This window comes from Rhodococcus sp. IEGM 1302, from assembly GCF_030056935.1.
Classification (GTDB): Bacteria; Actinomycetota; Actinomycetes; order Mycobacteriales; family Mycobacteriaceae; genus Rhodococcus_F; species Rhodococcus_F qingshengii.
On record NZ_JASHKY010000005.1, the window covers coordinates 67687 to 81194 of the forward strand.

The following is a 13508-nucleotide window of genomic DNA, read 5'->3' on the forward strand; positions in this document are numbered from 1 at the left end:
CGTGGAAATCCACGTCATCCTTGTGCGGATAGCGCTCGGGCTCGTCCTCGGCGCTGCCGTCGGGATCGAAAGGCAATGGCGCGCAAGGATGGCGGGTCTGCGAACCAACGCGTTGGTGAGCTTGGGTGCGACGCTCTTCGTCATCATGGGCGCGTACGGGTTTCAGGGCCCGGACGCCGATCCGACGCGCGTCGCAGCGCAGATCGTCTCGGGGATCGGTTTCCTCGGTGCTGGAGTGATCATGAAGCAGGGTGCGTCGGTCACCGGCCTGAACACTGCCGCCACTCTGTGGGCCACTGCCGCCGTCGGCGCACTGGCCGGCGGCGGAATGTACTGGGTCGCGGTGTTCGGTGCCGGCGCAATCATGTTGGCGAACACGCTGTTGAGGCCGTTGGGCCGGATGATGGATCACCAGCCTGCCCGAACCGGACGCGAAGAACCACCCGCGGACTACACCTTCGAGGTGACCTGTCACGGCGACGCCGAAGCTCACATCAGAGGTCTTACCGTGCAGTCCATTTCGAGGCCCGAGTTTCAGCTCCGGTCAGTGCAGTCCTTCGACATCCCGGACAGCGACCGCGTGCGGGTGGTGGCCGAACTGGCTGCCGCGGAGCGAGACGACGGACTCCTGGAATCCGCCGTCAGCCGACTTAGCCTTGAACCGTTGGTGACTCACGTTCGGTGGGAGGTGGAACCGTCGAAGTAGATTCAGGCTCGCTGTCAGTCAGCGCGCATGTTCTTGCGGCGCAAGTGAGTTCCCCGGTGCAATGTTCGCGCAGTTGGACGGTGCAGGCTTGCCGTTCAAGCGGTCGTCGACCCAGGCGAGCGCACCGGGGAGCCAGAGCATGGCGCCGAGGAAGTGGCTGATGGTGTCGTACTGGTCGTACTGAATCGCCAGGCCGGCGTCGCAGTACTTGCGTGCGAGGGTGCGGACGTCGCCCGTGATCATCACGCCGTCTCCCGCTCCGACACCGGGGCCGCCGGGTTGGGTGCCCTCGATGGTGCCGTTGGCCGCCTGCGCGATGAACATCGGAATGGTCGGTGTCGCCGCGGTGCCCATGTTGATCTTGTTCACGACATCGACGTACTCGGGAACCGTATTGGGATCGGCGTACTCGGGTTTGACCAGATCCTGCCAGGTCAGTCCGGGATACTGTGCCAGCACATTGCCGATGGACGCGTCTTCGAGTCGAGCCATGACGTCGCGTCCACGGTCGCTGAGGTACTTCCCGAAATCGATGTCGTACGAACGCGCAACGCCGACGACTGCCATGCCGACAACGCCGCCCCACCCGATGCTTCCGCTCGCGTAGCGAAGGTTGTTGGCCGGATTGACCAGCACGCCTCCCTGCGCGGCACCGATCAAGTTGTCGTTGATCTCCGGTGCATATGCGGGAGCGAGTATCGAAGCCCAGTTGGTGGCGATCGCTCCGCCGGAGTAACCCATCAGCGCGATCTCTGCGTCGTCGGTGATTCCGGTTTCCGGGACATCGCGGGCGGCACGCAGAGCGTCGAGTGTCATCATCCCGTATTCGGGTCCGGCAGCGAAGTTTGCATCCGGGCCCTCGGTGTCCGGGACGACGATCGTGTAGCCCAATGCGAAGAGCGGCCCGAACAAGGCTGCCTCGATGGACGTGAAGGTACCGCCGATGTTGAAGTTGCGTCCGCTGGGAGTCCAGTCGCCGATCGGGGTGTTACCCGCGATGGCCCGCGACGGGCTGTCGTCGGGGTTCAGCGAATCGTAAAAGGACTGGTACGAAACAACTTTGTTCGGTTGGGCGTTGGCCGGGCGCAGGATCGAGGTGACGTTGGCGGACGGCTGTCCCAGGGCGTCGGTTGATCGGTAGAGAACCTGGACTGCCTGTATCGGGGTCGGGATGTTGAGCACGGTGTACGGCACGGTGCGAGTCTCGAGTACCGCACCCGGGGCGTACGACGAGAGGGGTGCCGCGCCCTCGTAGCTGTAGAAACCGTCATCGGGGGACTTGGCAAGGACTGGCTGCGCGAGCGCTACCGGTGCGCCGACGCCTGTCAGTGCAAGCGCGAGTACTCCGACAACTGCGCGAGATAAGACCCTTGACGACATACTCGTCCTCCACATTGGTGTGCCACGCCCCACCCTGAGATCGTGGTGTGACGACCACCATATATTACTCGTGGGTAATGTGGGGATCGGTCAGATCGGTCGTCGTATCGAGGTCTCGACGTAGGAAGATTTCGGAGGACTCGCCTGGGAGTAACAGAACTCCCGCGTCGGTGTATCCCATTGCGCGATAGAAGTTCTGGGCTGATTCGTCGGCGAGTGTGGAGGTGAGGACCTGCGAGTGTCCCGCGCGGCTCATGCGTTTTTCCCAATCTGTGACCAAAGCGCGCCCGATGCCTTGGCCGCGGTTCGAAGACAGGACGGTCAGCATGTTCATGAACGGAATCTCGTCCCAGAACAAGCCCCAGCGCAGCCAGCCGATTGGATTACCGTTGTCCTCGGCGACGAGTATCCGGCCGCGTTGGATCACTGACGCGAGTTCCTCGGCTGCGATGTGTGAGTCGTGCTCACGTAAGAACGGCAAGTCTGTCTGCGCTGCGACGCGAATGTTCACCACAGAAGTCAGTATCGCCGTTCAGTCGGAGTTGATGGCGTTCGGCTTGGACAGGTAGACGACTCCGGGGATGTGGCTGGGGTCCGGCGGCAATTGGGAGTAGCCCGCTCGGGTGTACAGGCGAATGTTCCGCAGGCTCCTGCTTCCGGTGAACAGCTCGAAACGTGTGATGTGCTCCGGAGCGTTCTGTTCCACGTGCTGCAAGAGGCGTCGGCCGAGGCCGTTGCCCGCCAAGTCCGGTGCCACCATGAGGCGACCGATCTGCCATGCGGTTCCGTCCGCGGTTCCTCGCACGGCCCCGACGAGCCGGCCGCCGCGTCGTGCGGCCCAGACCGTCGACTGCTGAACCCAGGCTCGGACCGTGGGTAGGTCCTCGTGGAGCGGGGGTATGTCCATGCTGTTGTTGGAGATTGCTTCCGAGACCCAGCAACAGCGTTGTAGAACAAGGATTTCCGCGGCGTCCTCGTCCGTTGCGCGCTCTATGACTATCTCGTTCATGGTTTCCCTTACAAATAGGTTCTTCGCACCCGCAGGGCAATTGTTCACCCGCAGGCTGAATTTGGCGCGCGGCTGAGCAATTGGCGCGCGGCTGTGAATGCAGAGAGTTTCAATTCCGGCATAACAAACAAAACGCCCGCAACCAATTGGTCGCGGGCGTTTCGTGAAAAGAACGTCAGACAGTTGCCGGAGTGTTCTCGTCCAACTTCGGATCTTCGTTCGCGATTCGCTTGTTGCGAATGAGGCTGCTGATGAAAGCAGCGCCGATCAAGAAGACACCGACCAGGCCGGTGATGATCTCGTTGATGTGAACGCCGATGGACACCATCAAGATGACGGCCAGAGCGCCGATGGCCCAGTGCGCACCGTGCTCGAGGTAGACGTAATCGGAGAGCGTGCCCTTGCGGACCAGGAAGACCGTGATGGAACGGACGAACATCGCGCCGACGAAGCCGAGGCCGAGGGCGATGATGATCGGGTCTGCCGTGATGGCGAATGCGCCGATGACGCCGTCGAAGGAGAAGGACGCGTCGAGGACCTCGAGGTAGAGGAACAGGAAGAAGCCGGCCTTACCGGTCGCCTTCGCGAGCTGCGTGGGGCCGCCGGACTTGGCGGTTTCTTCCTCTTCGCCTTCTTCCGGCAGATTGAACAGTTCACCCAAGCCGTTGACCGCGATGTAGGTGATCATGCCCAGAACGCCCGAGATCATGACGGTGGAGACCTTGTCGTCAGCGGCGAGGAACGAACCACTCAGTACCAGGACGATGCCGGCCACGACGACGGAGAGCTGATCGAGCTTGCCGATGCGAGCGAGGGGCTTCTCGAGCCAAGACAGCCAGGTGATCTCACGCTCTTCGAAGATGAAACCGAGGAAGAGCATCAGCAGGAACATGCCACCGAAGGCAGCGATCTGCGGGTGAGCGTCCGTGAGGATGGTTTCGTAGCTCGGCTCGTTCGTGCCGGGGAAGTACGCTGCACCGTCCGGCGGCGGGTTGAGCGCGAGGTCGAGTGCAGCTACGGGACCGAGACCGGATGCAGCCCAGACGATCACGAGTGGGAACACCAGACGCATACCGAAGACGGCGATGATGACGCCGATGGTGAGGAAGATCTTCTGCCAGAATTCACTCATTCTTTGCAGAACAGTGGCGTTGATGACGGCGTTGTCGAAGGAAAGCGAGATTTCCAGAATCGACAGGATGATGACGAGGAACAGTGCCTCGGGTCCGCCGTAGATGAACGCAACGATCATCGCGAGGATCGAAATTGCGATGGATAAACCGAATATTCGCAGTACCACGGAGCGTGGCCCTTTCTAGTTGGTCAATGCAGAGTGGTTACTGCAAGCGGTCTCTCACCGCATCCGAACGTGAAAACGGGGAGGGTTCCACAGACTACTGCGGAACCTTCCCCGAGTCAGCTCGTCGAGAGCGAAGATCAGACGTTGACGCCGTAATCGCGCGCGATGCCCGCGAGGCCGGACGCGTAGCCCTGGCCGATTGCGCGGAACTTCCACTCTGCACCGTTGCGGTACAGCTCACCGAAGACCATGGCGGTCTCGGTGGAAGCGTCCTCGGAGAGGTCGTAACGAGCGAGCTCGTTGCCGTTCGACTTGTCGACGACGCGGATGTACGCGTTGCGGACCTGGCCGAAGGACTGCGAGCGAGCTTCTGCGTCGTAGATCGAGACGGGGAAGACAACGCTCTCGACCTCGGCGGGAACCGCTGCGAGGTTCACGTCGATCTGCTCGTCGTCGCCTTCGCCTTCGCCGTCCGTGTTGTCACCCTTGTGCTCGATCGAGCCGTCGGGCGAACGGAGGTTGTTGAAGAAGATGAAGTGCTGGTCGGAGAGGACCTTCTTGTTCGAGCCTGCGCCGATTGCGCTGGCGTCGAGGTCGAAAGCAGCTCCGGTGGTGGAACGCGCGTCCCAGCCCAGGCCGACGACCACTGCAGTCAGGTTCGGGGCCTCCTTCGTGAGAGAGACATTGCCGCCTTTGGTCAAGCTGACGCCCATTCAGGGGTCCTTTCAAGAGGAGAGACAAGGCCCACTACGACGCGAAGTCGTCTTGGGAGTGTGTTTACCTCCACCACCCTAACCGCAGTTCCGGTGTGTTCGCCGTAACAGCAGAATTACGAACCGAGAAGCGAAGTGCTGGACCCGTAGGATTCAATCGTGGTGGGAAGATGGTCGGAGCGCTTCAATCGGGGGGCAAGAGTGGGGGAGTCGGTCAGTCGTGCGCGGGAGGCGCAGACGGCCATGGTTTCGGCGTTCCTCGACATGGACAAGCGGCAGACCATCGCGTCGGCAGCAGTCGACGCTTCCGCCGAGCTGTACCCCGAGCGAGGGCTGCGCGCTGCGTGGGAACCCGTTCGGGATCGGTGCTTCCAGGCTGCGTCGGATTACCTCGACACATCCGAGCGCTATGGAAACGATCAGGTACTCCACCAGAACCCGAACGGTGCTCGGGCGGCGTTCGAAAAGTCGGTAGCCGAACTCGTCGAGGCGGCAAAGGGCGTCGACGCCTTCTACAACGGGCATCGTGCGCACCTCGAGCAGGCGACGGTCACGATGTCCGCCATTCCCGTCCTCGGCCAGCAGGCCCGAACCCTGGCAAACGCCGTCCGGGAAAAACTGGCTGCCACCGATCAGCGCTATCGCGAGTACCCGTCGGTGGTGACGGCCTCCGAACACCTCGACGACGCGGTTGCAGCGCTCGACAATGCGCGCTCATCCGGTCGCGCCGACGCAGTCCGCACGCGGGCCGAGAGTGTCCGCGAAGCGGTATCGGCGCTCGAAGAAACATTGGCAGAAGCCCCGTCGACCCAGCACCGTGCCGAGATGACGATCTCCTCCGTTTCGACCAGGTTGTCGGCAGTGCGCACTCGAGTGGACCGCCTGGATCCGGCGTACTCCGCATTGCTGCGCGAGTTCAACGCCGCGAGTTCCGCTGACCTCGTCGACAACAGCAGTCGCAGCCGAGCGCATATCGATCAGGCCGACATCGATCTCAAGGAAGCGAAGCAGTCGTTGGCTGCGGGAAACCCCGAACACGCACTGGCTTTGATGGCCGAAGCCCGCGTGCACCTCGCCGACGCCGAAGCGTGTGCCGACGCCGTGACGGACCGTCTCGCTACTCTGCGTGCAGTCCGGGCAGATCCGAGCCAAAAGGAACGTGAGGTTCGTTTCCGGCTGAAAGACGCCCAGATGTTCGCTGTTAACCAAGGGTTGGTGGCGGAGTGGGGCTCTGTACTCGATGCTCAACTAGCAAGGATCGAGCGAGCGAGTGCGTCACTGTCGGGAACTCATCCGGACTACTGGTCGTATGTATTACAGCTGGACTCGGTATCGACGTTCATCACCGAAGTTGTCGAGAAGATGCGGGCGCGAGCCGGCAAAAACTGAATGGTCGGGCCGATCGGGGGATCGGAGTTGCCCGACGCGTTGTCACAGGGGGTCGTTTCATGGACTTGATTGCGGTTACAGAGAGAAGAGAAATGCAGCACTTTCAACATCTCGAGGATGACGTGCGGGAGCAACTGTTCCTGCATGCGCCTCGATCGTTCGCGGATTCCGACGAGAGGGATCTGCTCGCGATTGCTCTGGGTGCAACTCTCTACGTTCCTGCCACCCGGGCCGGGTTGGCCGACATCGTGGTCAAGCGTGCGTCCGAGGGCGTCAGCTCGATGGTGCTCGATCTCGAGGACGCCGTCGCGGATCACGAGGTGGAGTCAGCGCGAGCGAACGCGGTTGACGCTCTCGACAAGATCGCGTCCACCGACGCCGTCGGCATGCTGCTGTTCGTGCGGGTTCGTGAAGTCGCGGACATCCACAAGGTCGCCGCGTCGTTGACCGAGGGGCGCGCCGCGCTCACCGGGTTCGTCATCCCGAAGTTCGGCAGCGAGTCCGGCCCTGTGTTCCTCGACGCCGTCGCGGACGCATCCGAGTTGCTGGGCAAGCATCTCTACGCGATGCCGGTACTCGAATCACCCGCGCTTGTGCACCGCGATACTCGCGATCTCGAATTGCGCACCATCAGTGGGATTCTCGCGCAACACCGCGATCGAATCCTTGCCGTCCGCATCGGCGCCACCGACATGTGCAGCACTTTCGGCATCCGTCGTGACCGCGATCTGACCATCTACGACGTGCGCGTGGTGGTCGACGTCATCGCCGACATCGTCAACTATCTCGGGCGCGCGGACGGTTCGGGTTTTGTCATCACCGGGCCCGTGTGGGAGTACTTCGCCGATCACGAACGCATGTTCCGGCCGATGCTGCGCGCCACCCCGTTCGAGGAACACGACGCCGTCCGGTTCCGTCAGCATCTCGTCAGCCGCGACCTCGACGGTCTGCTCCGTGAGATCGCGCTGGACCGAGCCAACGGAATCCAGGGCAAGACGGTCATCCACCCGTCGCACGTCGCAGCGGTCAATGCACTGTCCGCTGTCACGCACGAGGAATATCACGATGCCCTCGACATTCTCGGTGCCGACGCCGGGGGAGTTCAGGCGTCCGGCTACCGGAACAAGATGAACGAGATGAAGCCGCACCGCAATTGGGCCCATCAGACTGCGCTCCGAGCTCACGTGTTCGGTGTGACCAACAAGGGAATCACGTTCGTCGAGTTGCTGACGGCGTTGGTCGATCGATGACAGAGCTTGTCCAGTCCAAGGACGTTCCCTGGGCTACAGCAGAATTCGGCTTGGACCTCGTTCACGGTGATTCGTCACTCGGGCATTCGGTGCCCGATCTGGTGATCCCGGGACTTCGGCGGAATCCGCGTCGCGCTCATCTGCTGGTGTCCACCGTGCTGGGAAAGCACGTGCCCACCGAGCCGTCCGTGGTCATCGGCGCTGCCGACGACCTCGGCGATCTGGTGCGGACAACCCTCGGTGAGGGTGTCGACGTCGTCGTTCTCGGGTTTGCCGAAACCGCAACAGGTTTGGGCCACTGCGTCGCAGCTCGCCTGCACGCTCACTGCTACCTGCACTCCACGCGCCGAGACGTACCAGGGGCTACGACGCTCGCCGGATTCGAGGAGGGGCACTCGCACGCCACGAGCCATCTGATGCAGCCGACGTCCGCCGAACTGTTCGAGAACGACCTGCCTCTGGTCCTCGTCGACGACGAGATCTCCACCGGCGCCACCGCGATCGATGCCATCCGGGCGCTGCACGGGCAATGCCCGCGAAGCCGCTACGTCGTGGCCTCGCTGGTGGACATGAGAACCGAGGAACACCGAGTCGCCGGCGAAGCCGCGGCGGCAGAGTTGAATGTACGAATCGACTACGTCTCTCTCGCTTCGGGTTCGACGGTCCTGCCCGACGGCCTGACCGAGCGCGTCACGGCGCTGGATGCTCCGGATCTCAATCCGATCGGTGACCGCCGTGGCACGCTGGCACGGATCGATCTGCCGTGGCCGGCACATGTCCCCGACGGTGGCAGGCATGGCTTTCTCGATGGCGACACCGCGGCATTCGAGTCAGCCGTCGAGGCAGCGGTGTCCATTCTCGGATCGTCGATCGACGCGTCGCGTGCTGTGATCGTGATCGGTCACGAGGAGTTGATGTACCTGCCACTGCGCATCGCTGCGGGCTTGGAAAGCTCTGGGCGAGCAGTTCGTTACCAGACCACGACGCGTTCACCCGCCTACGTCGTTGACGTGCCGGGATACCCGCTGCGTCGCGGGTTCACCTTTTCGGCGCCCGAACTGGGCGAGAACGAACCCCGATACGTCTACAACGCGCAGTGGCCTGATGCGGCGGTCGACGCCCTTGCGTTGCTGGTCATCGACGAGCCCGCCGACACCGATCGGTTGACGGCGATGGACGGAGTGGTCGAGGTGTTGCGGAACTCCGGCACCGACGTCCTGGTCGCCACCGTTCGCGGGGCCGATCCGTCGGCGCTGCGAGATTCCAGAGCAGGGAGCTCGTCATGAACGAACCATTGGTCGGGCCCGAATTCGGTTCGTACGCGCCGGGCGAAGTGAAGTGGCTGCTCAAGGATCTCTCGCACGTGGATCTCGAAGCGGATGTATCCGTGCGCGAGAAGCGTATTCAGTCGGGTGAGGCGCACTATGCCGAGTCTCTCCCCATCGAGTACCAACCCGATCAGGCATACCGGGATCTTTTCGAGACGGTGCTCGCCGAGAGCGCTCCACGGTTGGCGCGCGCTGTCGGGACCGTGATGGACCTGGTCTTGGCCGAGCGGGGGAGTGACATCACGCTGGTCTCACTCGCCCGGGCCGGAACACCGATCGGGATTCTGATGCGGCGCTGGGCCCAGCAGACCCGCGGGTTGACGTTGCCGCACTATGCGGTGTCCATCGTCCGTGGCAAAGGAATCGATTCCGTCGCACTCGATTATCTTGCGCACCATCACGACTCGGAGAACGTCGTCTTCGTCGACGGCTGGACGGGCAAGGGCGCCATCGCCCGCGAACTCGACGCAGCGTTGACGGAGTACCACGAGGCAGGCGGAGCGAAGTTCGACTCCGATCTGGCTGTTCTCGCCGACCCCGGACACTGCGTGCGAACGTACGGGACCCGTGACGACTTCCTGATCGCGTCGGCGTGCCTCAATTCGACGGTGTCCGGCTTGGTCTCACGAACTGTCCTCAACGACACCCTCATCGGGCCCGGCGATTTCCACGGCGCCAAGTTCTACGCCGACCTCGCCGACGTCGACGTTTCCAACAGGTTGCTCGACGTGGTCTCGGCCGAGTTCGATTCGGTTCGCGGCGACGCAGCGGATTCTCTTGCTGCAGTGCTCGATTCCGATCGGACGCCGACCTGGGCCGGTTGGGAGTCGGTGGAGAAGGTGCAGGCCGAGTACGGGATCTCGACGGTCAACTTCGTCAAACCCGGTGTCGGAGAAACAACCAGGGTGCTGCTGCGCCGGCTTCCCTGGAAGGTTCTGGTGCGCGAACTCGAAGCCCCGGAGCACGCACACATCCGGTTGTTGGCACAGGCCCGTGGGGTCCCGGTCGAGGTCGTCCCGGATCTCGCCTACTCGTGTGTCGGCCTGATCAAGGACATCACGTGAGCCGTGTGGACACCGCTGCGTCCCAGGTCCTGATCGCCACGGATCTGGATCGCACGATGATCTATTCGCAGGCCGCGATCGGCGGCGATCCCAGTGGCTCCGACCTGGATTCGGCACCGAGCCCGCTGTGCGTCGAGTACTACAACGGCGGTCCGCTCTCGCACATGAGCGTCGAATCGATCGAACTGCTGACCGCGCTCAGCTCGCGGGTTCCGGTAATTCCGACGACGACCAGGACCATTGCGCAGTTCCAGCGGATCGATCTTCCCGGCGGACCGTGGAAGTACGCGATCACGAGCAACGGCGGAAACATCCTCGTAGACGGCGAAGCCGATCGCGACTGGCGAAACGAGATCGACCGTTCGACCCGTAAGTCCGGCGCCGAGTTGCCGCAGGTTCAGGCGGAACTGGAATCGCGGATCGACTCGAGTTGGGTCAGCTCCATTCGTGTTGCCGACGACCTGTTTCCATACCTGGTCGTCGATCTGGCCGTGATGCCGAGTGATTTCGAAACCGAATGGAATGGGTGGTGCGTGACGCGGGGCTGGAACGTCTCGCGTCAAGGCCGCAAGATCTACACGATGCCCGACGCGGTCTCGAAGTCACGAGCGCTGGCAGAGGTGCGCCGCAGACTGGTCGAGTCGGGTGATCTGGATCAGTCCGCCGTCGTGATCTCGGCTGGTGACGGCGCATTGGATGCGGACATGCTCGAATACTCCGATTTCGCGATCAGGCCCAGGCACGGTGAGCTGGAAGAACTGAATTGGCAACGGCCGACCGTTACTGTGACAGAAAGGTCCGGTATCGCAGCGAGCGCGGAGATCTTGCGGTGGTTCTCTTCCGCGCTCGGGTAATACACGCTCTCTATGAAGGGGATTTAGTTGTCTGTATCGCTTGCCAAAGGGCAGAACGGCCCGCTGGACGTCTCGGATGTAGTTGTCTCGGTTCAGCTGGCTGCGGCCGCTGACCTGTCTGCACTCCTCGTGACGAGCAACGGAAAAGTTCGTTCCGACGCCGACTTCGTCTTCTTCAACCAGCCGACCGGACCCGGCGTGCAATTGGTACCCAACCCGGGTGGCATTGCCTCACTCCGAGTCTCACTCGCCGGCGTACCCGCCGATATCGAGCAGGTTCGCGCCGTCATCACGCTCGACGACGCTTCGTCGAACTTCGGGCGCACTGCTGCACCGACCGCTCGGGTCTCCGATGCGGCCGGGAATGTGTTGTACGAGTACGTGATCGACGGCCTCACCACCGAGTCCATCGTCATCGCGCTCGAGGTGTACCGACGGCAGGGTGCGTGGAAGGTGCGCGCCGTCGGCCAGGGGTACGCGGGTGGATTTGCCGCGCTGGTCACCGATCACGGTGTGTCGGTCGACGATGCGCCCGCGCCGCCGCCGCCCACTCCGGTCGCGGCTCCGGCGCCGATCACCCCGCCCTCGTCCGTCGCTCCTACACCGCCGGCGTACAACCAGCCGCAGCAGCAGCCTTCGTACAACGCGCCGCCGGTTCCGCCGGCCCCGCCCGCGTACAACCAGCCGCCTGCCTACAACCAGGGACCGACGCCGCCGGCCTACCCGCCGGCGCAGCAGCCTGCGTACAACCAGCAGCCGACGTACAACCAGCAGCCGACGTACAACCAGGCACCCCCGGCGCCTCCCGTGCAGAACCAGCCGCCGGCGCAGCAGCCCGAGGTGAGCCTGGTCAAGGGACGCCCCGTCAGCCTGACCAAGGGACAGAAGGTCACACTCCGCAAGGAGGGCGGCGTCGCGCTCACCATGATCCAGATGGGTCTGGGTTGGGATCCGATCAAGAAGAGCGGCCTGTTCGGAAGCCGTACCGCCGACGTCGACCTCGACGCTTCGGCACTCCTGTACGCCGACGGCAACCTCGTCGACGTCTGCTACTACGGTCAGTTGACGTCCAAGGACGGCTCGGTCCGTCACATGGGTGACAACCTGACCGGCGACGGAGACGGCGACGACGAGGTCATGCTCGTCGATCTGCAGCGGGTCCCGGCTCACGTGACCACCGTGATCTTCACCGTGACCTCGTACCGCGGACACACGTTCGAGCAGGTCTCCAACGCTTTCTGCCGTCTCGTGGACAGCACCACCAACTCCGAGCTCGCTCGATACACGCTCCAGGGCGGCATGGCTTTCACCGGAATGGTGATGGCAAAGGTGTACCGCGTGAACGGTGAATGGAAGCTGCAGGCCATCGGTGAAGGTATCCAGGCCAAGCACGCAGGAGAAGCTGCGCCGCAGCTGGGCCGTTTCCTCACTGCTTGAGTCGAGACTGCATAGTCGAGATGAATCCGGTTCGGCGGTAGGTGATTTCGATCGCCGTCCGTCGAACCGGACATCGTTTCCCCTCTGTGCGTTAACCTCATGCGGCATGTCGAGCCGTCAGTCGAGCGGCCGTGCGCGAGAGGACTTGGCACAGTAGATGATCATTCGAGGGAAACTTCTCGGTCGGGCGGCGGCCGTCGCAGGCGTTGTGCTGGCGCTCGTGAGCACCGGAATCGCGCAGGCTTCGGTGCCCCAGTCGGAAACTCGGTCAGGAGTATCCGGCACCGGGATCAAGTACGTCGCCCTCGGTGACTCCCGTGCCTCCGGTCCAAGGCTGGAACCGATGTACCCCGACGCCTGTTCGCGTTCGTACGAGAACTTCGCGGGCAAGATCTCTCGGGCACTCGAGGTCGCGGAGTTCACCGACGTCTCTTGCAGCGCGGCACGCGCCGAGAACATCATCGACACTCCACAGCTGATTCCGAACTACTGGCCTGTCCAACTCGATGCCGTTCACCCGGACACCGACCTGATCACCATCTCGATCGGCGGCAACGACTCCAACAGCATCTTCCTCGGTCCCCTGTGCGTCGCTCCGGGGCCAGGAACCGATCGTGGATGCCGGTACGACCCGCTCGCGAATTCCGTCGCCCAATCCGGAATCGACCGGGCTGCCGGAGAATTGGATCGCATCCTGACTGCGGTCACGCAGCGCGCGCCTAACGCTCGCATCTACCTGATCGGAGAGGGCGGCATGATCTCCTCTCGCGGATGCTGGCCGAACATTCCGTTCTCAGACGCCGACGCATCCTGGTTCATGGACTACTTCGCTCGCTACAACACGAAGTTCGACGAGGTCGCCCACGCCCACGGTGTGCGCACTGTCGACATTGCGGCGGCGAGCATCGCCGGCGGGCACGACGCATGTGCGAGTGCAGATCAGCGTTGGTTCGAAGGCCTGTTCTCGGAGTCGACGGCGCAGCGCTTGCACTTCACGGACGCTGGGATGACCGCGGTGGCCGATCTAGTGGTGGCGGACGTGCAAGGCTGACCGAGAGAGCCCGGTCATGGCATAGTT

General features: G+C 63.0%; 13 protein-coding genes. 8 read left to right on the top strand and 5 right to left on the bottom strand.

Annotation, left to right across the window (positions count from 1 at the left end; all coding sequences use genetic code 11):
• The first annotated feature begins 1 nt into the window (after position 1).
• Entirely contained in the window at positions 2–706 is a 705-nt protein-coding gene (locus tag QM609_RS11180; RefSeq protein ID WP_003941187.1) for an MgtC/SapB family protein, read from the top strand.
• A gap of 18 nt (positions 707–724) precedes the next feature.
• On the opposite strand, the gene QM609_RS11185 is transcribed toward QM609_RS11180, so the two are convergent.
• The 5 genes from QM609_RS11185 to QM609_RS11205 all read right to left on the bottom strand — a co-directional run bounded on the left by QM609_RS11185 (position 725) and on the right by QM609_RS11205 (position 5108).
• Positions 725–2086 carry a lipase family protein gene (locus QM609_RS11185; RefSeq protein ID WP_050656002.1) on the bottom strand — a complete coding sequence of 454 codons (1362 nt, stop codon included), beginning with the start codon at positions 2084–2086 and terminating at the stop codon, positions 725–727.
• Positions 2087–2150: 64 nt separating this feature from the next.
• A complete protein-coding gene (locus QM609_RS11190) occupies positions 2151–2600 on the bottom strand; it encodes a GNAT family N-acetyltransferase (RefSeq protein WP_050655992.1) in 450 nt (149 codons plus the stop codon).
• Between the two features lie 18 nt (positions 2601–2618).
• Complete coding sequence (locus tag QM609_RS11195) at positions 2619–3095, bottom strand: GNAT family N-acetyltransferase (RefSeq protein WP_050655991.1); 477 nt, start codon at positions 3093–3095, stop codon at positions 2619–2621.
• Between the two features lie 175 nt (positions 3096–3270).
• On the bottom strand, positions 3271–4395 hold the full coding sequence (locus QM609_RS11200) for a DUF475 domain-containing protein (protein ID WP_029254390.1): 1125 nt from the start codon (positions 4393–4395) through the stop codon (positions 3271–3273).
• A 137-nt stretch (positions 4396–4532) separates the two neighbouring features.
• Positions 4533–5108 (bottom strand): TerD family protein, encoded by a 576-nt coding sequence (locus QM609_RS11205; protein WP_003941199.1) that lies wholly within the window; start codon positions 5106–5108, stop codon positions 4533–4535.
• Positions 5109–5351: 243 nt separating this feature from the next.
• Between QM609_RS11205 and QM609_RS11210 the strand changes: the two genes are divergently transcribed.
• The 7 genes from QM609_RS11210 to QM609_RS11240 all read left to right on the top strand — a co-directional run bounded on the left by QM609_RS11210 (position 5352) and on the right by QM609_RS11240 (position 13481).
• Positions 5352–6497, top strand: a complete 1146-nt coding sequence (locus QM609_RS11210; protein ID WP_082239047.1) for a hypothetical protein — start codon at positions 5352–5354, stop codon at positions 6495–6497.
• A gap of 92 nt (positions 6498–6589) precedes the next feature.
• On the top strand, positions 6590–7747 hold the full coding sequence (locus QM609_RS11215; RefSeq protein ID WP_042950575.1) for an HpcH/HpaI aldolase/citrate lyase family protein: 1158 nt from the start codon (positions 6590–6592) through the stop codon (positions 7745–7747).
• On the top strand, positions 7744–9033 hold the full coding sequence (locus QM609_RS11220; RefSeq protein ID WP_050655990.1) for a phosphoribosyltransferase family protein: 1290 nt from the start codon (positions 7744–7746) through the stop codon (positions 9031–9033). The genes QM609_RS11215 and QM609_RS11220 overlap by 4 nt, the downstream gene beginning before the upstream one ends.
• Positions 9030–10139: a cysteine protease StiP family protein gene (locus tag QM609_RS11225; protein ID WP_003941082.1), complete on the top strand. Its 1110-nt coding sequence runs from the start codon at positions 9030–9032 to the stop codon at positions 10137–10139. The genes QM609_RS11220 and QM609_RS11225 overlap by 4 nt, the downstream gene beginning before the upstream one ends.
• Positions 10136–10993 carry a hypothetical protein gene (locus QM609_RS11230; RefSeq protein ID WP_007727039.1) on the top strand — a complete coding sequence of 286 codons (858 nt, stop codon included), beginning with the start codon at positions 10136–10138 and terminating at the stop codon, positions 10991–10993. Before QM609_RS11225 ends, QM609_RS11230 begins: the two co-directional genes overlap by 4 nt.
• A 27-nt stretch (positions 10994–11020) precedes the next feature.
• Positions 11021–12430, top strand: a complete 1410-nt coding sequence (locus QM609_RS11235; protein ID WP_050655989.1) for a TerD family protein — start codon at positions 11021–11023, stop codon at positions 12428–12430.
• Between the two features lie 157 nt (positions 12431–12587).
• On the top strand, positions 12588–13481 hold the full coding sequence (locus tag QM609_RS11240; protein ID WP_042922710.1) for an SGNH/GDSL hydrolase family protein: 894 nt from the start codon (positions 12588–12590) through the stop codon (positions 13479–13481).
• Positions 13482–13508: the final 27 nt, after the last annotated feature.